This is a genomic window from Rhizobium sp. NZLR1 (genome assembly GCF_017357385.1).
Taxonomy (GTDB): Bacteria; Pseudomonadota; Alphaproteobacteria; order Rhizobiales; family Rhizobiaceae; genus Rhizobium.
In genome coordinates this window covers 4337643-4361288 of the sequence record NZ_CP071632.1, presented here as the reverse complement: position 1 = coordinate 4361288, position 23646 = coordinate 4337643, and the positions used below count along the sequence as shown (strand labels likewise).

Below are 23646 nucleotides of genomic sequence, written 5' to 3'. Positions count from 1 at the left end.
GCATTTCCGCCATATACACCGGAAAGACGGACGGATGATATCATGAGCGCAACGGTCGAATTCGCGAGGATGAACGGGCTTGGCAACAAGATCCTGGTTGTCGACATGCGCGGCCGGCCGGACAAGGTGACGCCTGCGGCGGCGGTTGCGCTCAATGTCGATCCGCAGACCGAGTTCGACCAGATCATGGCGATCCATGATCCGAAGGCCGAGGGCACCGACGCCTTCATCGATATCTTGAATTCCGACGGTTCGAAGGCGCAGGCTTGCGGCAACGGCACGCGCTGCGTCGTGCAGGCGCTGGCCGCCGAGACCGGCCGGAAGGCCTTCACCTTCCAGACGGTCGCCGGCATCCTCAACGCCGTCGAGCACGAGGACGGGACGGTCTCGGTAGATATGGGCCGGCCGGTGTTCGATTGGAACAGGATCCCGCTCGCCGAAGAATTCCACGATACCAGCCGCATCGAACTACAGATCGGACCGATCGACAATCCGGTGCTGCATTCGCCCTCGGTGATGTCGATGGGCAATCCGCATGCGATCTTCTGGGTGGATCGGGACGTGATGTCCCACGATCTCGCCCGCTTCGGACCGCTGCTGGAAAACCATCCGATGTTTCCCGAGCGCGCCAATATCACGCTGGCGCAGGTGACCTCGCCGACATCGATCACGACGCGCACCTGGGAGCGCGGCGCCGGGCTGACGCTCGCCTGCGGCTCGGCGGCCTGTTCCGCCGCTGTCAGCGCCGCACGCACCGGCCGCACCGGCCGCAAGGTGACGGTCAACGTCGCAAGCGCCAAGCCGCCGGCCACGCTTTCGATCGAATGGCGCGAGCGCGACGACCATGTCATCATGACCGGCCCAGCCGAATGGGAATGGTCGGGCAGGGTCGATCCTTCGACCGGTCTCTGGTCACGCGATGGTACCCCAGAGGCGGAGGCACAGTGAGCGGCATCGAGGTCATTACCTTCGGCTGCCGCCTCAACACATATGAATCGGAAGTGATGAAGGCGCAGGCTGAGAAGGCCGGGCTCAACAACGCCGTCCTGGTCAATACTTGTGCGGTCACCGGTGAGGCTGTGCGCCAGGCCCGCCAGGCGATCCGCCGGGTGCGACGCGACAATCCGCATGCCCGCATCATCGTCACCGGCTGCGCCGCACAGACTGAGAAAGAGACCTTCGCCGCGATGGCAGAGGTCGATGCCGTGCTCGGCAACGAGGAGAAGCTTTCGAGCGGCTCCTATCGCAGCCTGCCGGACTTCGGCGTTTCGGCCGAAGAGAAACTCCGTGTCAACGATATCATGAGCGTCAAGGCGACGGCGCCGCAGATGGTCAGGCATATCGACGGCCATGTGCGCGCCTTTATCCAGGTGCAGAATGGCTGCGACCACCGCTGCACCTTCTGCATCATCCCCTATGGCCGCGGCAATTCCCGCTCCGTGCCGATGGGAGCGGTCGTCGACCAGGCCCGCAAGCTCGTCGACAGCGGGTATCGCGAGATCGTGCTGACCGGCGTCGACGCCACAAGTTATGGCGGCGATCTGCCGGGGGCGCCGACGCTCGGATTTCTGGCGAAGACGCTGCTGAAACAGCTTCCGGATATTCGCCGCCTGCGGCTTTCCTCGATCGACAGCATCGAGGCCGATGCCCACCTGATGGATCTCATCGCCGACGAGTCCCGCTTCATGCCGCACCTGCATCTGTCGCTGCAGCATGGCGACGACATGATCCTGAAGCGGATGAAGCGCCGACATTTGCGCGCCGATGCGCTGCGTTTCATCGAGGAGGCGCGCCGCCTTCGCCCCAATATGAGCTTCGGCGCCGACATGATCGCCGGCTTTCCCACCGAAACCGAAGAGATGTTCGAAAATGCCGTGCGGCTGGCCGAAGAGGCCGACATCGCGCATCTGCACGTCTTCCCCTACAGCCCCCGTCCCGGCACGCCGGCAGCCCGCATGCCGCAGCTCGACCGGTCGCAGGTCAAGGAGCGCGCCGCCAGGCTGCGTGCCACTGGACATAGGCTCCATCAAGCCCATCTCGACAGCATGATCGGCAGCCGGCAATGGCTGCTTGTCGAAAACAGCGGCCTGGCGCATACGGAAAACTTCACGCTTGCCGCGGCACCCGGCCTTCGTCCCGGCGAACTTGTGCCGGCCACGATCACCGGCCACAATGGCAAGCATCTCGACATGCAATTGACGGCCGCAGAGGCGGCCTGACTTCTCACGGAATCCCCATGGCGCTCAGTTTTATCAAAAAGGTCTTCACCTTCGGCAAGGACAAGCCGGCGGAGACAGATACGGTAGAGACTGTCGACGTAAAGGCGCTGCAAGCAGAACTTGAGCCGCATTCGCGCGAAGAGCATCTGCCGCTTGCCGATGATCCGGTTCTCGCCGAGGAAATGGATACGGCTGGCGGCCCGGCTGCCGATGTCGGACAGGGCGGGGCGGAGGAGCCTGCCGGCGAGGATGATGCCGAACCCGCTATCCTGCCCCCTGCTGACCAGTTGAGCGACATGGGTGTGGTGCCGCTTTCGCTGCTGGAGGCCGAGGCCACCGCAGAAGCGGAGACGGAAACCCAGCCGACCAACGGCAACGCTGCGGAAGCACCCCCCTCTGTCCCTTCGGGACATCTCCCCCACAAGGGGGGAGATCGTTCGGAGGCTGACGCGCCGGCTTCGGTCGAAGGGACAGCGGAAGTCGCAGAAGCGCTCTCAGAGGAAATTTCTGCTGAGATCAATGTAGAAGAAGACATTTCCGTTCAGCCGATCTCCCCCCTTGTGGGTGAGATGTCCGGCAGGGCAGAGGGGGGTATCACATCCACCGAGCCTTCCGAGACGATCGCCGAACAGCCGAAGCCGGAATCTCCCAGTCTTCCCAAAGGCTTTGCCACCGGGCCGGCAATCGTCGCGCCGGAACCCATTCTCCCGCAGCCGAAACTCAGCTGGTTCCAGCGCCTGCGCAACGGCCTTGCACGCACCTCCTCGCAGCTGACCGGCCAGATCACCGCGCTCTTTACCAAGCGCAAGCTTGATGACGAGACGCTGCAGGATCTGGAAGACCTGCTGATCCAGGCCGATCTTGGCGTCGAGACCGCCATGCGGGTCACCGATACCCTGGCTTCCGAGCGTTATGGCAAGGATGTCACCGGCGAGGACGTCAGCCGGATCATGGCGTCCGAAATCGCCAAGGTTCTGAAGCCGGTCGCCAAGCCGCTGCAACTCGACCTGTCGCACAAGCCGCATGTCATCCTCGTCGTCGGCGTCAACGGCACCGGCAAGACGACGACGATCGGCAAACTCGCGGCGAAGCTCTCCGGCGCCGGGCTGAAGGTGATGCTGGCTGCCGGCGACACCTTTCGCGCCGCGGCAATCGAGCAGCTGAAAATCTGGGCCGACCGGACGAAATCCGAATTCATCGGCACCAAACTCGGCGCCGATGCCGCCGGCCTTGCCTATGACGCCTTCGAACTGGCGAAAGCAAAAAAATGCGACGTGCTGATCGTCGATACCGCCGGCCGGCTGCAGAACAAGGCCGAGCTGATGGCCGAGCTCGAGAAGATCGTCCGCGTGCTTGGCAAGCTCGATCCCGATGCTCCGCACACCGTGCTGCAGACGCTCGACGCCACCACCGGGCAGAATGCGCTCAGCCAGGTCGAGATCTTCCGCAACGTCGCCGGCGTCAATGGGCTGATCATGACCAAGCTCGACGGCACGGCGCGCGGCGGCATTCTCGTTGCCATTTCCGCCAAGCATAAGCTGCCGGTCTATTTCATCGGGATCGGCGAGGGCGTCGAGGATCTGGAACCGTTCGAGGCTGAGGATTTCGCTCATGCCATTGCCGGACTTCCCCAATGATGCCACAGATATGCCGCCGAAAGCGTGCAAGGCACGGCCGGCAATCAGGTTTTCAGGAATAGCAGGTTTGAAGGACGCATGAGCACCGAAAGCGATATTACCCCGACCGCGGCCGACCGGCATCACCCGTTGCTGAAACTGGCACTGGAACTCGGGCCGCTGCTGATCTTCTTCTTCGCCAATCTGCGCGGCCAGTGGCTGGTGGAACGGTTTCCTGCTCTTTCGGAGCTGGGTGGTCCGCTGTTCGTCGCAACCGGGCTTTTCATGGCGGCGACGGCGATTTCGCTGATCGTTTCGAAGATTGTGCTCGGCCATCTGCCGATCATGCCGTTCGTCTCCGGCATCGTGGTGCTGATCTTCGGGGCGCTCGGCATCTACCTGCAGAACGAGACATTCATCAAGATGAAGCCGACCATCGTCAACGCGCTCTTCGGGGTGGCGCTGCTTGGTGGGCTTGCCTTCGGCAGGTCGCTGCTCGGCTACGTCTTCAATGCCGCCTTTCAGCTCGATCCGGAGGGCTGGCGCAAGCTCACCATTCGCTGGGGCATCTTCTTCCTGTTTCTCGCCGTGCTGAACGAGGTCGTCTGGCGCAATTTCTCCGACGGTACCTGGGTCGCCTTCAAGGTCTGGGGCACGATGCCGATCACCATCATCTTCACGCTGGCGCAGATGCCGCTGGTGCTCAAACATAGCATCAACCTGGAAACGGACGGCGAGAAGTGAGCGCGGCAGACGTCGAATATCGGGCCAGACACCAGACCTTCTGGTTTGTCGCCTGCCTTGCTGTGCTGGTCGCCCAGATCGTCGCCGAATATATGATGGGCCGCGTGCCGATCTGCGCCTGCGGCTACGTCAAGTTGTGGGAGGGCGGGGTCAATACCAGCGGCAATTCGCAGCACCTGTCGGATTGGTACACGCCGTCGCATATCATCCACGGCTTCCTGTTCTACGGGCTCGGGCATCTGATCCTGCGCCGCAAACCGCTGGCAGCGAAGCTGCTGCTGGCGCTGTTCATCGAATCCGGCTGGGAACTGCTGGAGAATTCGCCTCTGATCATCGACCGCTACCGTACGGCGACGATCGCGCTCGACTATTACGGCGACAGCATCCTGAATTCGGCGATGGATACCGTCTTCATGTGCGTCGGTTTCTTCTTCGCAGCGCGTGCGCCAGTGGCGCTCACGGTTGCGATCGCCATCTTCTTCGAGATTTTCACCGGCTACATGATCCGCGACAACCTGACCCTCAACGTGGTGATGCTGATCTGGCCGGTGGAGGCGATCAAGGTCTGGCAGGGCGGCGGCGCGTAAGCTCTTACGAAACCGGCTTCCCCAATGCCTTTTCCATCGCTGGAAACAGCCCTTCCTTCAGGCTGATATCGTCGAAGGGGCCGACGCGTTTATAGAGGATCGTGCCGTCGGGGCCGACGAGGTAACTTTCCGGAATGCCGTAGACACCCCAGTCGATCGCTGCCTTGCCGTTCGGATCGATGCCGATCGCCTGATAGGGGTTGCCAAGCTCACCGAGGAAACGCACGGCGTTGTCGCTCTTATCCTTGTAGTTGATGGCGACGATGTTCAGCCGTCGGTCTTTCGCCAGCTCTTTCAAAACAGGATGTTCGTCCCGGCAGGGGATGCACCACGAGGCGAAGACGTTGACGAGGGTCAGCTTGCCGTTGACGGCGGCATCGGTCAGCGCCGGCAGGTTGGCGCCAGCGAGCGGCGGCAGGTTCAGCGCCGGCGCCTTGGTGCCGATCAGGGCGGAGGGGATTTCGGCGATGTTCTTGCCGTGGAAATCCTGGTCGTAGAGCATCTTTGCTGCCGTTGCGGCAATGCCGCCGAAGACGATCAGCGGCAGAAGCGCCAGCGCGTAGCGGCCAAGTCCGCGCGGTTTGGCGGTGGTGGTTTCAGGCGTCTCGCTCATTCGCCGTCCTTTGCGCGCGCCGAGCGGCGGCGAATGCCCGCGGCTTCGAGCGCTGCGAGTTCACGGCGGCGGGCTAGACCGTCGGCCCAGGTCCATAGCGTTACGACGACCGTCAGGAGCGCCGCAAAGCCATAGGAAGCGTAGACGTAGAAGGCATGCGTCACCGGCTATTCCTCCCGGCTCGCAAGGCGGGCGGCAAGACGGCGCTGGGCGGCAATGCGGCGGCGCCAGATCTCGTTGCGCATCGCCATGATATGCAGCGTGAAAAAAAGCAGGGTAAAGGCGATCGCCATGACGAAGAGCGGACGCAGGAATTCCGGATCGATCGCCGGGCCATCGAGGCGCATCACGCTTGCCGATTGATGCAGCGTATTCCACCACTCGACCGAGAACTTGATGATCGGGATGTTGACGAAGCCGACGAGGATGAGCACGGCGCTGACACGTGCGGCTCTCGACGGATCGTCAATGGCGCGGCTGAGCGCAATCAGGCCGAGATACATCAGGAAGAGAACGAAAACCGAGGTCAATCGCGCATCCCAAACCCACCAGGTGCCCCACATCGGCTTGCCCCAGAGCGAGCCGGTGACAAGCGCAAGCAGGGTAAAGGCGGCGCCGAGCGGCGCTGCGGCCTTGGCGGCAACGTCGGCGAGCGGATGGCGCCAGACCAGCGTGCCGATCGCCGAGATGCTCATGACCGTGTAGCACATCATCGCAAGCCAGGCCGCGGGCACATGGATGTACATGATGCGCACGGTTTCGCCCTGCTGGTAATCACCTTCTGTGGAGAAGCTGAGATAGAGGCCGATCGCGAAACAGAGGGCGGTAATGCCGGCCAGCCAGGGAATGACGCGCGCCGCCAGCGCCAAGAACCGGGTCGGGTTGGCGAGGTCGCTGAATTTGCTGATGGCAAGGCTGGTTTGGCTCATGTTCGCTTCCTTACCGTGATCCGACTTTTCCCGCAATCGGATGCCAATCAATCCGCCGTGTTTCGCAGCGCAAGGGCCGCGGCAGCCGGGCCGATGACCGCGAAGAACAGCGTCAGCGCGATGAGGATGAGAAAGGGCGGCAGGAACGGGGCGGGATCCTCGACGGCGGCATAGGTGGCGCTGACACCGAAGATCAGCACCGGGATGGTCAGCGGCAACACGAGGATCGAGACCAGCAGACCGCCGCGGGGCAATGCCACGGCGACGGCGGCGCCGACAGCGCCGATGAAGGTGATGGCGGGCGAGCCGACAAGCAGCGTCAGCGCGGTCGCGCCGATCGCCCTCTCGTCCATGTTCATGAAGAGGCCGAGCAGCGGCGAGGCGATGACCAGCGGCAGGCTGGTGGCGGTCCAGTGGGCGAAGCATTTGACCAGGACGGTCAGGACGAGCGGTGTTTCCTGCATCAGCATCAGGTCGAGCGATCCGTCATCGCGCTCGGCCTGGAACAGGCGGTCTAGGCCAAGAAGGGCGGCGAGCAGCGCGCCGATCCAGACGATGGCGGGGCCAATGCGCGAAAGCAGCTTGAGGTCCGGACCGACCCCGAAGGGGATGACGGCGACAATGGTCAGGAAGAACAGCACGCCAATCAGCGCGCCGCCGCCGGCGCGGATGGAGAGTTTGAGGTCGCGAAGGAAGAGGGCGGTCATGCGGGGCGGCTCTTTGCATGAGTTGTGGTCGGGGCGGCACCCCCCTCTGCACTGCCGGGCATCTCCCCCACAAGGGGGGAGATCGGCACGATGCATGGGCTTCGAGAAATCTTAATCGCGCGCCAAGCGGCCGCGTCCATCTGCAGCGTTTGACTGGGGCAAGAGGCCGCCCCTGGCCGATCTCCCCCCTTGTGGGGGAGATGCCCGGCAGGGCAGAGGGGGGGTGCAACGCCTCGAACCATCATCCCCACACTCCCTGATCCACACCGGCAAAGCCGGTCATCTTCAACTCGTGCGCATTCTTCAGCCCCAGCGGCTGATGCGTCGCCGCCAGCACGATGCCGCCTTTGGCCAGATGCGCTTCGATCAATTCGGCCAGCAGCTGGTCGGCGCGGGCATCCAGTGCGGCTGTCGGTTCATCGAGGATCCATAAGGGGCGATGGGCGACGAGCAGCTTGGCGAAGGCGAATCGACGCTGCTGGCCGGCGGAGAGGTAACCGAAGGGAAGGTGGGTGATCCCCGAAAGGCCGACGGCGTCAGCGGCGTCCTCGACGGAGAGACCGGCAGAGCCTCCTATACCGCCAAAAAAGCTGCGCCAGAAATCGAGGTTTTCTGCAACTGTAAGTTCATTCTTCATCGCATTTCGATGGCCAAGGTAGTGGCTGACCTCGGAAGAACGGCGGTCGTCTCCGCCCTCTCCGTCATGGAAGATGACGGCGCCTTTTTCCGGACTCAGGAGGCCGGCGACAACCCGCAGCAAAGTGGACTTTCCCGATCCATTTCTTCCCGTCAGCACAAGCGCCTCGCCGGCTGCCAAGTGAAAGGAAATGTTAACGAAAATGAGATCCTCACCGCGCCTGGCAGCCAGATTTTCGGCGGTGAGATGCATGCGTCGGCTCTTTCTTCGTTTCGGGTCGCGGCGGGGTCAAAAAATCTCCGATTTTGACCGCGCTCGGGTATGGCAAGTTTTTAGGAAATTATCTATAAGAGCCGCAACCACGCCAGCGGTCGGCGTGAATTTCATCCTTGCGCCGAACTTGGAGCATCTGTTCCACGTGCGGACAGCGGAAATGGCCGTACCCGCATCCTGATGTGCATTAAGTGCATAGGCGTTCGCACGACTGTGTTGGCTATCAGAACGGGGTCTCTCGTGTCTAAATCTCTTGACAGCTTCAATTGTCGTTCCACCCTTTCCGTTGGTGGAAAGGACTATGTCTATTACAGCCTGCCCAAGGCTGAGGCAAACGGTCTGGCCGGCGTCTCGAAGCTTCCCTATTCGATGAAGGTGCTGCTCGAAAACCTGCTGCGCTTCGAAGACGGCCAGTCGGTCACCAAGGAGCATATCCTCGCTGTTGCCGAATGGCTGAATAATAAGGGTGCGGTCGAAAACGAAATCGCCTACCGCCCGGCGCGCGTGCTGATGCAGGACTTCACCGGCGTTCCCGCCGTCGTCGATCTTGCCGCGATGCGCGACGCGATGGTGTCGCTCGGCGGCGATCCCGAGAAGATCAACCCGCTCGTTCCCGTCGATCTCGTCATCGACCACTCGGTCATCGTCGACGAATTCGGCACGCCGCAGGCTTTCGCCAGGAATGTCGAGCTGGAATACCAGCGCAACGGCGAGCGCTACCGCTTTCTGAAATGGGGCCAGCAGGCCTTCAAGAATTTCCGCGTCGTGCCTCCCGGCACCGGCATCTGTCATCAGGTCAATCTCGAATATCTCGGCCAGACCGTCTGGACCAAGGAAGAGGACGGCGAGACGATCGCCTATCCGGATACTTGCGTCGGCACCGACAGCCACACGACGATGATCAACGGTCTCGGCGTGCTCGGCTGGGGTGTGGGTGGTATCGAAGCTGAGGCGGCGATGCTCGGCCAGCCGGTCTCGATGCTGTTGCCCGAAGTCATCGGCTTCAAGCTGATCGGCAAGCTCAAGGAAGGCGTCACGGCGACCGACCTCGTCCTCACCGTCGTGCAGATGCTGCGCAAGAAGGGCGTCGTTTCGAAGTTCGTCGAATTCTTCGGCCCCGGCATGGACAATATGCCGCTCGCCGACCGCGCGACGATCGGCAATATGGGTCCGGAATACGGCGCCACCTGCGGCTTCTTCCCGGTCGATGGCGAGACTATCAACTACCTCACCGTGTCCGGCCGCACGCATGACCGGATCGCTCTCGTCGAGGCCTATTCGAAGGCCCAGGGCATGTGGCGTGATGGCGACGGTTCAGATCTCGTCTTCACCGATACGCTGGAACTCGATCTTGGCGACGTGGTGCCGTCGATGGCCGGCCCGAAGCGTCCGGAAGGCCGCATCTCGCTCGAGAACATCGCGACCGGCTTTGCCGGCTCGATGGATGCCGATTACAAGAAGCCGGGCCAGCTCAACAACCGCTACGCCGTCGAAGGCACGGATTTCGATCTCGGCCATGGCGACGTGGCGATCGCTGCCATCACCTCGTGCACCAACACTTCCAATCCGTCGGTACTGATCGCTGCCGGGCTTCTGGCTCGCAACGCCGTAGCCAAGGGCCTGAAGACGAAGCCCTGGGTGAAGACCTCGCTGGCACCGGGATCGCAAGTCGTCGGCGAATATCTTGCCACGTCAGGCCTGCAAGCCGATCTCGACAAGCTCGGCTTCAACCTCGTCGGCTTCGGCTGCACCACCTGCATCGGCAATTCCGGCCCGCTGCCGGCGCCGATCTCGAAGACGATCAACGACAAGGGCCTGATCGTTTCCGGCGTCCTTTCCGGCAACCGCAACTTCGAAGGCCGCATTTCGCCCGACGTGCAGGCGAACTACCTGGCTTCGCCGCCGCTCGTCGTCGCCTATGCGCTCGCCGGTACGGTGCAGATGGATCTGACCAAGGAGCCGATCGGCGAAGACCAGAACGGCAATCCGGTTTATCTCAAGGATATCTGGCCGACCTCGCACGAGGTGCAGGAGTTCATCCAGAAATACGTGACCCGCGAACTTTACGAAAGCAAGTATGCCGACGTCTTCAAGGGCGACGTCAACTGGCAGGCAGTTCAGGTTCCTCCGGGCCAGACCTATGCCTGGGACGACGATTCGACCTATGTCCAGAACCCGCCCTACTTCGTCGGCATGGGCAAGAAGGGCACCGGCATCGCCGATATCAAGGGCGCCCGCGTCCTTGGCCTGTTCGGCGACAAGATCACCACCGACCACATTTCGCCGGCCGGTTCGATCAAAGCGGCATCCCCTGCAGGTGCCTATCTGCTCGGCCATGAGGTCGCCGTTGCCGACTTCAACCAGTACGGCACACGCCGCGGCAACCATGAAGTGATGATGCGCGGCACCTTCGCCAATATCCGCATCCGCAACCATATGCTCGGCCCGAACGGCAAGGAAGGTGGCTACACCATCCACTACCCGTCGAAGGAAGAGACCTCGATCTACGACGCGGCGATGCAGTACAAGGCCGAAGGCGTGCCGCTCGTCATCTTCGCCGGTGTCGAATATGGCAACGGCTCCTCGCGCGACTGGGCTGCCAAGGGCACCAATTTGCTCGGCGTCAAGGCTGTCGTCGCCCAGTCCTTCGAGCGTATCCATCGCTCGAACCTGGTCGGCATGGGCATCATTCCTTTCGTCTTCGAAGAGGGTACGACCTGGCAGAGCCTCGGCCTGAAGGGCGACGAGCTCGTCACCATCGAGGGCTTGGAAAAGATCAAGCCGCGCGAGAAGAAGATCGCCAAGATCACCTATGGCGACGGCACTGTGAAGGAAGTTCCGCTGCTGTCGCGCGTCGATACGCTCGACGAGGTGGTCTACCTCAACAATGGCGGCATCCTGCAGACGGTTCTGCGCGATCTCGCTGCCTGATTGTTAAGAGCTTCATAATATGATGATGGCCGCCGGAGAGCATTTTCCGGCGGCTTTTCTTTGCGGCGACGGTATTTGAGGGACCTCACGATGATTTGTTTTATGCGGGTTCCGGTTGCGCTGCGTCTCACCCGTTCGTGACTTTTCGTTTGGATCCGGAAGGATTATTCGTACGTTCATATGTCAGGGCCTCCGGTCGAACACGCCGTCGGCGCTGAAAAAGAGGTGCAGGTGAATGTCCCCCCGTTTTCTGATTCCGCTGATCGCCGGCGTTGTTCTCTCAGGCCCGCTTCAGGCCGAAGACGGCACGCCGAAAGGTGTCGTCGAACTGTTTACGGCGCAGGGCTGCTCCTCCTGTCCTCCCGCGGATGCTGCTTTCCGTAAGCTGGTGAGCCAGGGCGATGTCATCGCGCTCGCCTATCATGTCGATTACTGGAACTATCTCGGCTGGGCCGATACGCTGAGCTCGAAGGAAAACACCGAGCGGCAATATGGCTATGCGAGGACAATGGGCCGCAGCAACGTCTACACGCCGCAGGCCATCGTCAACGGGCGCGGTCATCTGGCCGGCGCCGATCTCAACGGTATCAACGGCAAGCTCGATACCTATAGCGGCGAAGGCAACGGGCTGACCGTCCCCATCAGCGCGTCGATGCGCGGCGACGAGCTGGAGATCAAGATCGGCGCGGGACAGGGCAAAGCCAATGTCGTGATGGTGTATTTCGACAAGGAAAAGACCATCGACGTCGAAAAGGGCGAGAACAGCGGAAAGAAGATTTCCTATCTGCACAGCGTCACCAATGTCGAAACCGTCGGCATGTGGGACGGCAAGGCGACCAGTCTGACGCTGCCAGCCAGTGTCCTGCAGCGGCCGCAGCTCGAGGGCTGCGCGATCCTGCTGCAATCGGCGACCGACAACGGCGATCCGGCTGCGATCCTTGGGGCGACCGTGGTGATGGCTGGAAAAAACATCTGAGATTTCATCCGCTTGCGGATGAAGTACCGGGCGGCCCGGCTGAGCGTATTCGGGGCTGGGGTTAAGGTCGATACGCTCCGCCGGGCCCTTTGGCGCGCTGGCGCCAAACCGGGATTCATAATTCTCCTGCAAATGAGGCGCTGTTTTGACTGAAATGCGGCGCTACCGAGAAAGCGACAACGCTATTATGCGCATCGGACGATGCGCCGATTCAAAGTGCTACGGCATCCTTGCGCGTCCAACGCGCGGCGCTGGAGTGCGGCCGAATGTGACGGCCGGCACTCTTGCAATTTGCGGCGGCTCGGGCACACTGTCACTCTCCTGTCACATGCAGAGGCCTCGGAGACTGAATGACAGATCAGCCGGATTTGCGACACGGCGAAAGCCGTTCCGTCGACAATAGTTCCTCAGTCGTCGTCGATCTCAGGGAATACAAGCAAAGCAAAGATCCACTTCCGGTGACCTTTCATCGGCGCGAACTGGATGCGATCCTCTGGATCTACGGCCGTATGGTCGGTGACGGCGAATGGCGCGACTACGCCATCGATCATCTGAAAGACAGGGCGGTATTTTCCGTCTTCAAACGCTCCGGTGAAATGCCGCTCTTCCGCGTCGAGAAAAATCCCAAGCTTGCCGCCAAGCAGGGCGCCTATTCGGTGATCAACGTCCACGGCACCATTCTGAAGCGCGGTCACGAGTTGAACCAGGTGTTGAAGGTGTTCGACAAGGCGCTGAAGCTGGTCGATAAGTAAGCCGAAACACTTTTTCTGCATGTCGTTATCCCGGAACCGCTGCACACTTCCGGGCGACATGCATCAGCCGGCAAACAGCGTGCCGGGATAGATGGACGGATCCGGATCGGTCGTCATACCCTCGCCGAGGACGCGCTGCATGAGCATCGTATCCAGCCAGCGGCCATGCTTGTAGCCGGCCCCCCGCATCAGGCCGACCTCCACGAAGCCCGCCTTGAGATGAAGCGCGATCGAGGCGGGGCTGGCGCCGCCGATGACCGCGATCATCTGACGAAAACCGAGACCGGTGCAGCGGTCGATCAGCTCGGTCATCAATGCTTTGCCGATGCCGCGGCCGCGGGCTTCGGGCGCCAGATAGATCGAATCCTCGACTATCCAGCGATAGGCCGGGCGGACGCGAAAGGCCGAGGCATAGGCGTAGCCGAGCAGGTTTCCGTCAGCATCGGCTGCGGCGATATAGGGATATTGCTGGCCGACGATCGCCGCAAACCGCTGCGCCATCTCAGCCTCGGACGGCGGCGTGATCTCATAGCTCGACGTGCCGTTCAGGACGGATTCGCGATAGATTTCGGCGATGGCGGGGATATCGGCTTCGGAAGCATTGCGCAGGAGGAAGGACATTTCGGCGGCAGGTCCATCGGAGGGCAAGGTCTCTCCTAAACCATTCCGCGAAAGCCGGCGCAACAAAAAAGGCGGCCGAAGCCGCCTTTTCGATCTCAGTCTGTCCTGCTTATTTACGGTTGCCCATGAACTGGAGCAGGAACATGAAGAGGTTGATGAAGTCGAGATAGAGCGTCAGCGCACCCATGATCGCCTTGCGGCCGGCCACGGCGACGTCATCGGCTTCCAGGTACAATTCCTTGATCCGCTGCGTGTCGTAGGCGGTAAGGCCTGCGAAGATCAGGACGCCGATCGCGGAGATCGCGAACTGCAGCGCGGACGACGCCAGGAAGATGTTGACGATTGAAGCGATGATCAGGCCAAAAAGACCCATGATCAGGAACGAGCCCATCGCCGACAGGTTACGCTTCGTGGTGTAGCCGTAAAGCGACAGCGCGCCGAAGGAGGCGGCGGTGACGAAGAAGGTCTGAACGACGCTCTGGCCGGTGTAGACCAGGAAGATCGACGAGAGCGACAGGCCGACAAGTGCGGCATAGACCCAGAAAGTCGTCTGGGCGGCGGCCACGCTCATGCTGTTAATGCGGAAGCTCAGGAAGAAGACGGCCGCAAGAGGCGCAAGGATGACGACCCAGCGCAAAGGCGACTGGAACAGCAGCACGCCGAACTGGGTGAGCTGGCCGTCCTGAACAGCGAAGTTGAATCCGAGATATGCGGCCACGCCGGTGATCGCCAGACCCAGCGCCATCAGGTTGTAAACCTTGAGCATATAAGTGCGCAGGCCTTGATCAATCATCTCGCCGGTCTGCGCGCGGCTTTGATAGTTACGAAGGTCAGCCATAGTTTCCTCTTACAAGCTCCGATGGAAATACGGTGTCGGGTTTTCGACCCGGGCGCCGCTGCGGAGCTCCAGCATGCCTGCAGACAATATGAGGCTTTCGCCGATCGCAAACAAGAGGCTTGCAAAGGCTCGGTCGGTTAAATCGCCGTAAGGTGAAGGGTTTGGGCGTCGCTATCCGGTCAGAGTTCGCGCAGGACGGGCGCCGCCTTCTGTCCGAGGATCCGCCAGGTGCCGATGAGGCCGATGCCGACGGTGAGGACGAGCGCGGTCACCAGCGTCAGCCCCGCCACATCGGGCAGGAAGGTCGAGGGCAGGCGCATGATGCGGGCGACGATGAACCAGGCGGCAACGCCGCCGGCGATCAACGCGAAGATTGCGGTTGCCAGCCCGAGGATCAGATATTCGTAGCTGAAGGCGCGGATCAGCATGGCGCGGGTGGCGCCAAGCGTCTTCAGCACCACCGCGTCGTGGGTGCGCGCCCGGTTTCCGGCGGCAAGCGCGCCGGCCAAGACGAGGATCGAGGCGATGAGAGCAACGGAGGCGGCGGCGCGAATTGCGGTCGCAAGCTCGCCGACCAGCTGGTTGACGATATCGATCGCGTCCTTGACGCGGACGCTGGTGATCGTCGGATAGGTGTTGGTGACGGATTTCAGGATCGCCGCATCTTCGGCCGGTGTCGAGGAGGGATCAGTGAGGGTCGCCAGCCAGGCATGCGGGGCGCCGCGGAAGGTGTTCGGCGAGAAAACCATGACGAAGTTGATCGACAGCGATTCCCATTGGACGCGGCGCAGATTGGCGATTTTCGCGGTAATATTGCGGCCGAGCACGTTGACGGTGATCTTATCGCCGATCTTCAGGCCGAGTTCATGCGCCTCTTCCGACGAGAAGGAGACGAGCGGCTCGCCGCTGTAATCCTTGCCCCACCAGTTACCTTCCGTGAGGGCGGCATTCTCCGGCAGGGTGTCGGCATAGGTGATGCCGCGATCGCCGTTCAGCACCCAGCGGCCGGCGGCCGGCACGTCCAACTTGGTGACATCTTCGCCGTTGAAGGCGACGATCCGGCCGCGCAGCATCGGCACTTCAACGAGCTTGCCCTGCGGCGCCTGCGCCTTGACGAGATCGCGGAAGGCGTCGACCTCGGCGCTCTGGATATCGACGAAAAAGAAGTTCGGCGCGCCTTCGTTCATGCGGCCGGTCAGCTGCCGACGCAGGTTGCCGTCGATCAAGGTCAGCGTCACCAGCAAAGCCAGGCCGAGGCCGAGCGAGAGCACGACCGAGGGCGTCAGCGCGCCGGGGCGATGGATGTTGCCGATTGCCAGCCGCAATGCCGGCGAGTTGACGCGCGGGCTGCGGCGCGCAAGCCAGGCGATCAGCGCGGCGACAAGGCGAAGGGCGACGAAGGCAAAGACGATCGCGCCGACGAAGACGACGGCGATGAAGCGGTCATAGGCGGTGACGATGGCAAGGCCGGCAAGGGCGGCCATGAACAGCGCGGCCAGCAGGATGTAGGGCCAGGAGGGCAGGCGGCGGGCCTCGAAACCCTGCTCGCGGAAGAGTGCCGTCGCAGGCACTTCGCGGGCGTGGCCGAGCGGCAGGATGGCGAAGGCGAGTGTCGTCAGGATGCCGAAGAGCGTGGCAAGCAGCAGGGCGCCGGGATAAAGGGTCGGCGCAGTCGAGACCGGCAGGAACTGCGCCAGGAACTGCGCGGCGAAGATCGGCGACAGGGCGCCGATGACGAGGCCGATCAGGATGCCGCCAAGCGCGATGATGGCGATCTGGAAGAGATAGATCAACACGACGACCTGCGCCGGCGCACCCAGACATTTGAAGGTGGCGATGGTGGTGCGTTTGGAATCGAGAAAGGCGCGCACGGCATTGGCGACACCGACGCCGCCGACGATCAGCGCGGTCAGGCCGACCAGCGTCAGGAACTGCGAGAAACGGGTGATGTTTTCGGTGAGCGAGGGTGCGGCGCGGTCGCTGGTGCGAACAGCCCAGCCGGCGGAGGGGAATTCCTTGGTGGCGCGCGCCTGAATGCCCGACATCGCGCCCTTGTCTTCCAGCCGGATCTTGTAGGCATGTTCGACTAGGCTTCCCGTCTGGATCAGCCCGGAGGCTGCGAGCGCCCGGCGGCTGACGAGCAGGCGCGGCGCAAAGCCAAAACCCTCCGACAATGCATCCGGCTCGGTTTTCACCGTGCCGGTGATGCTGAGCTTGACGGTGCCGAGCAGCAATTCGTCGCCGACCGCAAGCCCGAGCCGATCGAGAAGCAATGGGGCTGCGACCGCACCATAGGTGCCGCCTTGGCCTGAAAGCAGGGCTGCGAGCGGATAGTCCGGCTCGGCCACGAAGCGGCCGTAGAGCGGGTAGGCGTCATCGACGGCCTTGACCTCGACCAGCGCCTGATCGGAACCGTCAGGCTTGCGGGCCATCGAGCGCAGGCCCGTCGAGACCGAAACGGTGCCGAGGCCGTCGAGGAAGCCCATTTCCTCGGGCGTCGCCTCGCGATTGTTGAGCTCGAAACGCACGTCGCCGGCCAGCAGCTCCTGCCCCTGCGAAGCGATCGTGTCGGTGATCGACTGCGACACGGAATTGACCGCGGCGATCGCACCCGTGCCGAGGGCGATACAGGCGAGGAAGATGTAGAAGCCGCGAATGCCGCCGCGCAGCTCGCGGAGCGCCAGGCGAAAAGCGAGCGAGACGCGCGGCGTGATGATCCTCATGCGATCGCCGCCTCGTTGTGGCGGGCGGCGCTGTCGCCTTCGATCCTGCCGGAGCGGACGCGGATCTGGCGCGAGCAGCGGTTTGCGAGCGAGACGTCATGGGTGACGAGCAACAGGGTCATGCCGCGTTCGGCCTGCTTGGAGAACAGCAGGTCGGCGATCTGGCGACCGGTCTCGGTGTCGAGATTGCCTGTGGGTTCATCGGCGATCAGCAGGGCCGGAGAGGGGGCAAGCGCCCTGGCGATCGCCACGCGCTGCTGTTCGCCGCCGGAAAGCTGGCCGGGATAATGGTTCAGCCGTTCACCGAGGCCGACCGATTTCAGCTCGCGATGGGCGATCTCGAAAGCGTTGCCGACATTGGCGAGTTCCAGCGGCACGGCAACGTTTTCCAGCGCCGTCATGTTGGCGATCAGGTGGAAGGACTGGAAGACGATACCGATGTTGCGGCCGCGGAAATCGGCGACCTGATCCTCGCTCAGCGTCTGAAGCGGCGTGTCGTTGATGTTGATTTCGCCGCTGTCGAGTTTCTCCAGCCCGGCAAGCACCATCAGCAGGGTCGATTTGCCGGAACCGGACGGGCCGACGATGCCGACGGATTCGCCGGCAGAGACATCGAGATCGATGCCCTTCAGCACATGCACGGAGGCGGCTGCACTGCCGAGGGTCAGATCGGCGCCCTTCAACTCGATGATGGTTTTTGCCAACAGAAATCGCCCTATATAAATCCATAATCGAATGGCCGCATAACAGCACTTCGCCAATCTAGGGAAGCCAGAATGAGATTTAAAGTTGCCGCGCTTCAATTCACCGTCATTGCCGTCTCGCTGATCTTTGCCGTTGCAGCGGATGCCCGAACGATCAATCTCGTTGGTTTCGGGGACAGTTTGATGGCGGGCTACCAGCTGCCGCCCGGCGACGGCTTTCCGGAAAAGCTGCAGGCGGCCCTGAAGGCGAAGGGGCTCGACGTCGCCGTTGCCAATGCCGGGGTCTCCGGTGACACGACGTCAGGGGGCTTGCTCGCATCGACTGGTCGATACCTGACGGCACCGATGGCGTCATATTGGAGCTTGGCGCCAATGATGCGTTGCGCGGCATCCCGCCTGAAGAAAGCGAGAAGAATCTCGATCAGATGATTGCTCGGCTAAAGGATCGCGGGATTGCTGTTTTGCTTGCCGGCATAATGGCGCCGCCGAACATGGGGGCGGATTATGCGGCGCGGTTCAATCCGATTTACCAGAGGCTTTCGGAAAAACACGGACTTCCGCTCTACGCGTTCTTTCTCGACGGTGTCGCGCTGGATCCAGGGCTTAAACTCGAAGACGGCATGCATCCGAATACGAGAGGTGTCGAGATCATGGTCGGGAAGATGGAGCCGGCCGTCACAAATTTCGTCGAAGCGATTTCTTCTGTGAAGAAATAGGGGCTTGCGCGGTCGTTGATTGCGTGATTCCGTGTGAGCATCTGCAAAAGATTCGGGGAGTGCTCGTTATGCCGAGACTTTTTACCGCCCTCGAAATTCCGCGCAATGCGGCGATGAGCCTTTCATTGCTGCGCGGTGGCCTCCCCGGAGCACGATGGATCGATGTGGAGAATTACCACATCACCCTGCGCTTCATCGGTGATGTCGACGGCCGCACGGCTGATGAAATCGTAGAACGACTCGACCGGATCGACCGGCCGGAATTCCAGTTCCGGCTCGAAGGCATCGGTTCCTTCGGTTCGAAGAAACCGCATTCGGTCTGGGCCGGTGTTTCGCAATCGCCTGAAATGCATGCGCTGCAGGGTGAGATCGAGCGCATCTGCCAGCGTATCGGCCTGCCGCCGGATCCGCGCAAATTCATGCCGCATGTGACGCTGGCGCGGCTTAAATCGTCGCGGCTCGACGATGTCGTGCAATATCTGGCGGGACGCGGCAACTTCCACACCGCAAGTTTCACCGCGCCGCGCTTCGTGCTGCTTTCGTCGCGCGAATCGGTCGGCGGGGGGCCCTACCTCACCGAGGAAGTGTTCCCGCTGCACGAGGCGCGCTCGACGCCCAGCGTTTCGAGCAGGCTGCTGCAGCCGGTCAAGAGCCTGGTATAGACCAGCTCGAAACCTGCCGGGCCGCCATAATAGGGATCGGGAATATCCTCTCCCGTTCCAAGCGCGGTATCGCCGAAAAGACGGATGGTTGCCTCAGGCGGCGCGATCTTTTCGAGCGCCGCCACATTATCGCGGTCCATGGCCAGGATCAGATCGAAATCCCTGAAATCGCTGGAGCGGATTCGGCGGGCGCGTTGCCCGGATATGTCGATCCCGTGGCTTTTCGCCGTGGCGATCGACCGCAGGTCAGGCAGCTCGCCTTCATGCCAGCCGCCGGTTCCGGCGGAATCGATCGTGAAGCGGCCACTCAAATCCGCCTCGGCGGCGACGTGGCTGAAAATTCCCTCCGCCAGAGCATGATGCCGAAAAGTGTAAGCGGTTTTCGGACGACATCATGCTCTAACTCTTTAATGTAGAACAGGATTCAGATTTTAGGCCGACCCGGCCTAAAATCATCCTGTTCTAGCGGAGAACGGCATATATTGCCCATGCAAACGAAGAGGATGCTGATGCGTTTCATCGGTAGACCTGTCGGACACACAGGAGGAGCATGGCATGAAAATGGAAAGACTGGAACGGACGGCGGTCGAGGCGCAACTGGCGGGGCTTGCGGGCTGGGCGCTCAATGATGCGGCCTCTTCGATATCGAAGAGCTTCAAGTTTGCAAATTTTATCGAGGCTTTCGGCTTCATGACGGAGACGGCGATCACGGCCGAGAAGCTCAACCACCATCCTGAATGGTTCAACGTCTATTCCAGGGTGGATGTGACGCTGAACACGCATGATGCCGGCGGACTGACGGAGCTGGATTTCAAGCTCGCCAAGGCGATGGAGAAGGTTGCGTCGCGACGCGGCGTTTGAAAGCGGGGCCGATTGAAAGGGGTCGATTGAAAGAGTGGGCGCCATCACCATATGTTCGCTTGGACGAAAGGAGGCAGGGATGAACGACGTCAAATTCGGGGAAATCCTGTTGCCAGGCGACGAGGACACCCAGAGCCGACGGGAAAAGACCGTACGGCAGAAATTCTGGCCGACTTTCCGGCGGGCTGTGCGGCAAATTCCGTTCTCACGCGATGTCGTCGCCGGTTTCTACTGCGCGCTCGATCCGCAGACGCCGACGAAGGTGCGCGGCGTGCTGCTCGCAGCGCTTGCCTATTTCGTCATGCCGATCGACATAATCCCGGATGTTTTCGCCGTCATCGGCTTTTCCGACGACATCGCCGTGCTCTCGGCGGCCTTCGCCATGGTGCGTGGCCATATCCGCCCGGGCCACTACGAGGCGGCCGACCGCGTTCTGGCCGACCGGACCGAAGAAACGATGAAGACGATCTAAGCCATCTCGCGTTCCAGCACCTTGCGGAGCTTGCCGAAGGCAAGCCGGATTCGCGACTTCACCGTGCCGAGCGGCAGCCCGGTCGCTTCGGCGATTTCCGAGTGCGATTGACCGAGGAAGAAGGCGGCGCGCAGCATATCGCGCTGCTCCTCCGGCAATTGGCCGACGGCGGCGCGTATCCTGGCGTCGCGATCGTCGTTGGCGACGATTTCCTCCGCGCCGATTTCGGCCGGCGGCTGCAGAGCCGGATCGGTTTCATCGAAGATGCGGGTATTGACGCGGCGCTGCATGTCGATGCGGCGATTGCGGGCAATGCGGAAAAGCCAGGTCGAGAGCGAAGATCGCGTGGCATCGTAGAGATCTGCCTTGTGCCAGAGCACGATCATGGTCTCCTGAACCAGTTCCTCGGCCTCGCCTGAGGTCATCTTCTGGCGCATCAGCCAGGCTTTCAGCCGGGGTGCGAAATAGTCGAACAGGATGGAAAAGGCCTGCTGGTCGCGATCTCTGGCGACGGCCTTTGCGAGGGCAGCGAAACGCTGTCTTTCCTCGGCATCCATGTCCCCTCACCAGCCCCCTGCGCAATAAATTCGTATCGGATTTCCAAGTCTTAATGAGGTACAACGGATTTGGGAAAGGTCAAACTCTTGCCTGAATCTTTGTGTCTTAAATTCAGCGGAACGGACGGCCAGTACCATCGGGACACGGTGTTGCAGCCGATACCGTCAAAGGGTCGAAAATTGACACTCGAGCTGAAATGACACAGGCACATACAAATCGCGGCTATTGTTGACCATTTGGTAACCTGAATTAAGTCAAAATAAAGCAGATCGTGATTATGCGGCGCCCGCTATGATCGCTTCGGGCCTTGATCGCAAGAACCGGCAGGAATCCATGTTTGTAAAAAGTATCGTATCCGCTCTCGCACTCACCCTTGTTATGGCCGGAGTTGCGGCAGCGCAACAGGCCGCCGCGCCGAACCGCATCCAGCAGTTCCAGGCATGGGGCGCCTACTCCTACAAGTCGGGCAATAGCACCGTGTGCTATGTGCTGTCCGTTCCGACGGCAAAGCAGCCGGCAAGCGTTGACCACGGCGACAACTTCTTCATCGTCTCGCAGCGTCCGGGCCAGAACATCTCCTACGAACCGCAGGCGATGATGGGCTACACGGTGAAGGAAAATTCGAAGATCAACGTCGTCATCGACAACAAGACCTTCGTGATGTTCACCAAGGACAAGGCCGGCTGGGTCGAGAATGCGGCGCAGGAGCCAGCCCTCGTCGCGGCGATGAAGACCGGTCATTCGATGACGGTGAATGCCGTTTCGCGCAAGGGCACCGGCACCTCCTACAGCTATTCGCTCTCCGGCATCTCGGCTGCGCTGAAGCAGATCGAAAGCTGCAAGTAAGCAGCCTTTCCCACCGCAGAATTTCGAGAGGGGCCGGCCTTGCGCCGGCCCCTCTCGATTCCATCTAAAGCGCAGCGGGATCTTTCAGATTCGCTTTCCACGCTTTAGGTCTTTGGTTTCCACATGTCGTTGTCGCAAAACCGCCGCACAGTTTTGCGCGACACGCTATGTAGTGACGGGCGGGCAAAATGATGCTAAAGCCGGCCCAACAGCGGATAGATCGCGATCAGTCGCCGTTCCGCCATTCAATTTTTGCCGATCTGCCGTCATGCGTCCGCAAGTCTTCCGGTTCACCCTGAAGCATGCGGGCTCGCAGGGGCAGGACATGTTTGAATTCGGGATGAATGCTTATGTCCGTCATGGATGCGATCGTTGTTAGCAAGCCGCAGGCGCACACCTCCGCCAGCCTCGAAAAGCCGTCTCTGATCGGGCTGTCGCGCGAGGAGATGGGGGCGGTACTCCGGGAAACGGGAGTGGCTGAGAAGCAGATCAAGATGCGCGTCGCGCAGCTCTGGAACTGGATCTATGTGCGCGGCGTCTCCGATTTCGACCATATGACGAATGTCGCCAAGGATATGCGGGAGATGCTGAAGCAGCATTTCACTATCGAACGTCCGGAGATCGTCGAGGAACAGGTCTCGAACGACGGCACGCGCAAATGGCTGCTGCGTTTTCCCCCGCGGGGCGCGGGGCGCCCCGTCGAGATCGAAGCCGTCTATATTCCGGAAGAGGGCCGCGGCACGCTCTGTCTTTCCAGCCAGGTCGGCTGCACGCTTACCTGTTCCTTCTGTCATACCGGGACACAGCGGCTGGTGCGGAACCTGACGGCAGAGGAAATTCTGTCACAGCTGCTGCTTGCCCGTGACCGGCTCGGCGACTTCCCGGATCGTCAAGCGCCGCAGGGAACGATCATGCCTGCCGAGGGCCGCAAGGTCAGCAACATCGTGATGATGGGCATGGGTGAGCCGCTCTACAACTTCGACGCCGTCAAACAGGCATTGCTGATCGCCACGGATGGCGACGGCCTGTCGCTGTCCAGGCGCCGAGTGACGCTTTCCACCTCCGGTGTCGTGCCGGAGATCTTCCGCACCGGCGATGAGATCGGCGTCATGCTGGCGATCTCGCTGCATGCGGTGCGCGACGATTTGCGCGACATTCTCGTGCCGATCAACAAGAAGTACCCGCTGAAGGAGCTGATCGAAGCCTGCCGAACCTATCCGGGCCTTTCGAACGCACGGCGGATCACCTTCGAATATGTGATGCTGAAGGATGTCAACGACAGCCTGGAAGATGCCAAGGGGCTGATCAAGCTCTTGAAAGGCGTGCCGGCGAAGATCAACCTCATTCCGTTCAATCCCTGGCCCGGCACCAATTACCAGTGTTCCGACTGGGAACAGATCGAGAAGTTCGCCGATTTCATCAATTCGGCGGGTTACGCCTCGCCGATCCGCACGCCGCGCGGCCGCGACATTCTTGCCGCCTGCGGCCAGCTGAAATCGGACTCCGAACGTATGCGCAAGACCGAGCGCCTGGCCTTCGAGGCGATGATGATTGCCAATCACGGCGCCGACGACTGATCAGCAAGTTTGATCCTTGCTACAATTCTCCGCGATTGATTTCAGGGCGCCCCTTTCCTAAAACTGGCGCCAAAATCAATCAGG

The 23646-nt window shown here is 61.5% G+C and carries 24 protein-coding genes and 1 pseudogene; 14 read left to right on the top strand and 11 right to left on the bottom strand.

The features are described from left to right. Nucleotides 1-42: 42 nt before the first annotated feature. The 5 genes from dapF to J3O30_RS21370 all read left to right on the top strand — a co-directional run bounded on the left by dapF (nt 43) and on the right by J3O30_RS21370 (nt 5166). Nucleotides 43-948, top strand: coding sequence for a diaminopimelate epimerase (dapF, locus tag J3O30_RS21390; protein WP_207582157.1), 906 nt, complete (start codon nt 43-45; stop codon nt 946-948). Then, nucleotides 945-2219 carry a tRNA (N(6)-L-threonylcarbamoyladenosine(37)-C(2))-methylthiotransferase MtaB gene (mtaB, locus tag J3O30_RS21385; RefSeq protein WP_207582156.1) on the top strand — a complete coding sequence of 425 codons (1275 nt, stop codon included), beginning with the start codon at nt 945-947 and terminating at the stop codon, nt 2217-2219. Before dapF ends, mtaB begins: the two co-directional genes overlap by 4 nt. Before the next feature lie 17 nt (nt 2220-2236). Beyond that, the gene (ftsY, locus tag J3O30_RS21380) at nt 2237-3856 is read left to right on the top strand and encodes a signal recognition particle-docking protein FtsY (RefSeq protein WP_207582155.1); all 1620 of its coding nucleotides are present in this window, start codon (nt 2237-2239) and stop codon (nt 3854-3856) included. Between the two features lie 78 nt (nt 3857-3934). Next, a complete protein-coding gene (locus tag J3O30_RS21375) occupies nt 3935-4579 on the top strand; it encodes a septation protein A (protein WP_007632438.1) in 645 nt (214 codons plus the stop codon). Next, nucleotides 4576-5166, top strand: coding sequence for a DUF2585 domain-containing protein (locus tag J3O30_RS21370; RefSeq protein ID WP_207582154.1), 591 nt, complete (start codon nt 4576-4578; stop codon nt 5164-5166). The genes J3O30_RS21375 and J3O30_RS21370 overlap by 4 nt, the downstream gene beginning before the upstream one ends. A 4-nt stretch (nt 5167-5170) precedes the next feature. Here J3O30_RS21370 and J3O30_RS21365 read toward each other — a convergent pair whose 3' ends face one another. From J3O30_RS21365 to ccmA, 5 genes are all read right to left on the bottom strand, one after another. Beyond that, nucleotides 5171-5779 carry a DsbE family thiol:disulfide interchange protein gene (locus tag J3O30_RS21365; protein WP_207582153.1) on the bottom strand — a complete coding sequence of 203 codons (609 nt, stop codon included), beginning with the start codon at nt 5777-5779 and terminating at the stop codon, nt 5171-5173. Then, nucleotides 5776-5943 carry a heme exporter protein CcmD gene (ccmD, locus tag J3O30_RS21360; protein ID WP_207582152.1) on the bottom strand — a complete coding sequence of 56 codons (168 nt, stop codon included), beginning with the start codon at nt 5941-5943 and terminating at the stop codon, nt 5776-5778. The genes J3O30_RS21365 and ccmD overlap by 4 nt, the downstream gene beginning before the upstream one ends. Before the next feature lie 3 nt (nt 5944-5946). Continuing rightward, complete coding sequence (locus tag J3O30_RS21355; protein ID WP_207582151.1) at nt 5947-6708, bottom strand: heme ABC transporter permease; 762 nt, start codon at nt 6706-6708, stop codon at nt 5947-5949. Nucleotides 6709-6755: 47 nt separating this feature from the next. Further along, nucleotides 6756-7415, bottom strand: coding sequence for a heme exporter protein CcmB (ccmB, locus tag J3O30_RS21350; RefSeq protein WP_207582150.1), 660 nt, complete (start codon nt 7413-7415; stop codon nt 6756-6758). Between the two features lie 241 nt (nt 7416-7656). Beyond that, nucleotides 7657-8304: a heme ABC exporter ATP-binding protein CcmA gene (gene ccmA / locus J3O30_RS21345; protein ID WP_207582149.1), complete on the bottom strand. Its 648-nt coding sequence runs from the start codon at nt 8302-8304 to the stop codon at nt 7657-7659. A gap of 261 nt (nt 8305-8565) precedes the next feature. On the opposite strand from ccmA, the gene acnA reads away from it, so the two are divergent. The 3 genes from acnA to J3O30_RS21330 all read left to right on the top strand — a co-directional run bounded on the left by acnA (nt 8566) and on the right by J3O30_RS21330 (nt 12984). Next, on the top strand, nt 8566-11256 hold the full coding sequence (gene acnA, locus J3O30_RS21340) for an aconitate hydratase AcnA (RefSeq protein WP_207582148.1): 2691 nt from the start codon (nt 8566-8568) through the stop codon (nt 11254-11256). 235 nt (nt 11257-11491) lie between these two features. After that, nucleotides 11492-12232: a thioredoxin family protein gene (locus J3O30_RS21335; RefSeq protein WP_207582147.1), complete on the top strand. Its 741-nt coding sequence runs from the start codon at nt 11492-11494 to the stop codon at nt 12230-12232. A gap of 350 nt (nt 12233-12582) precedes the next feature. Further along, nucleotides 12583-12984, top strand: coding sequence for a DUF2794 domain-containing protein (locus J3O30_RS21330; RefSeq protein ID WP_164007576.1), 402 nt, complete (start codon nt 12583-12585; stop codon nt 12982-12984). Between the two features lie 63 nt (nt 12985-13047). On the opposite strand, the gene J3O30_RS21325 is transcribed toward J3O30_RS21330, so the two are convergent. From J3O30_RS21325 to J3O30_RS21310, 4 genes are all read right to left on the bottom strand, one after another. Continuing rightward, nucleotides 13048-13605: a GNAT family N-acetyltransferase gene (locus J3O30_RS21325; RefSeq protein WP_207584397.1), complete on the bottom strand. Its 558-nt coding sequence runs from the start codon at nt 13603-13605 to the stop codon at nt 13048-13050. Between the two features lie 109 nt (nt 13606-13714). Then, nucleotides 13715-14443, bottom strand: coding sequence for a Bax inhibitor-1/YccA family protein (locus J3O30_RS21320; protein WP_007632456.1), 729 nt, complete (start codon nt 14441-14443; stop codon nt 13715-13717). Nucleotides 14444-14622: 179 nt separating this feature from the next. Continuing rightward, nucleotides 14623-17166, bottom strand: a complete 2544-nt coding sequence (locus J3O30_RS21315; RefSeq protein WP_207582146.1) for an ABC transporter permease — start codon at nt 17164-17166, stop codon at nt 14623-14625. Next, entirely contained in the window at nt 17163-17870 is a 708-nt protein-coding gene (locus tag J3O30_RS21310; protein ID WP_207582145.1) for an ABC transporter ATP-binding protein, read from the bottom strand. The genes J3O30_RS21315 and J3O30_RS21310 overlap by 4 nt, the downstream gene beginning before the upstream one ends. A gap of 72 nt (nt 17871-17942) precedes the next feature. On the opposite strand from J3O30_RS21310, the pseudogene J3O30_RS21305 reads away from it, so the two are divergent. Then, nucleotides 17943-18586, top strand: a pseudogene (locus J3O30_RS21305) (arylesterase). Nucleotides 18587-18654: 68 nt separating this feature from the next. Next, nucleotides 18655-19248 carry an RNA 2',3'-cyclic phosphodiesterase gene (gene thpR / locus J3O30_RS21300; RefSeq protein ID WP_207582144.1) on the top strand — a complete coding sequence of 198 codons (594 nt, stop codon included), beginning with the start codon at nt 18655-18657 and terminating at the stop codon, nt 19246-19248. Here the strand turns inward: thpR and J3O30_RS21295 are convergent. Then, nucleotides 19155-19601: a low molecular weight protein-tyrosine-phosphatase gene (locus tag J3O30_RS21295; RefSeq protein WP_207584396.1), complete on the bottom strand. Its 447-nt coding sequence runs from the start codon at nt 19599-19601 to the stop codon at nt 19155-19157. The genes thpR and J3O30_RS21295 overlap by 94 nt on opposite strands. A 202-nt stretch (nt 19602-19803) precedes the next feature. Here J3O30_RS21295 and J3O30_RS21290 point away from each other — a divergent pair, with 202 nt between their 5' ends. Both J3O30_RS21290 and J3O30_RS21285 read left to right on the top strand, forming a co-directional pair. Next, complete coding sequence (locus J3O30_RS21290) at nt 19804-20109, top strand: 4a-hydroxytetrahydrobiopterin dehydratase (RefSeq protein WP_207582143.1); 306 nt, start codon at nt 19804-19806, stop codon at nt 20107-20109. 79 nt (nt 20110-20188) lie between these two features. Continuing rightward, nucleotides 20189-20581 (top strand): YkvA family protein, encoded by a 393-nt coding sequence (locus J3O30_RS21285; protein ID WP_207582142.1) that lies wholly within the window; start codon nt 20189-20191, stop codon nt 20579-20581. On the opposite strand, the gene J3O30_RS21280 is transcribed toward J3O30_RS21285, so the two are convergent. Next, complete coding sequence (locus J3O30_RS21280; RefSeq protein ID WP_207582141.1) at nt 20578-21138, bottom strand: sigma-70 family RNA polymerase sigma factor; 561 nt, start codon at nt 21136-21138, stop codon at nt 20578-20580. The genes J3O30_RS21285 and J3O30_RS21280 overlap by 4 nt on opposite strands. 334 nt (nt 21139-21472) lie before the next feature. On the opposite strand from J3O30_RS21280, the gene J3O30_RS21275 reads away from it, so the two are divergent. After that, the gene (locus J3O30_RS21275) at nt 21473-21985 is read left to right on the top strand and encodes an invasion associated locus B family protein (RefSeq protein ID WP_007632470.1); all 513 of its coding nucleotides are present in this window, start codon (nt 21473-21475) and stop codon (nt 21983-21985) included. 350 nt (nt 21986-22335) lie between these two features. Next, nucleotides 22336-23562 carry a 23S rRNA (adenine(2503)-C(2))-methyltransferase RlmN gene (gene rlmN, locus J3O30_RS21270; RefSeq protein WP_207582140.1) on the top strand — a complete coding sequence of 409 codons (1227 nt, stop codon included), beginning with the start codon at nt 22336-22338 and terminating at the stop codon, nt 23560-23562. Nucleotides 23563-23646 lie beyond the last annotated feature (84 nt).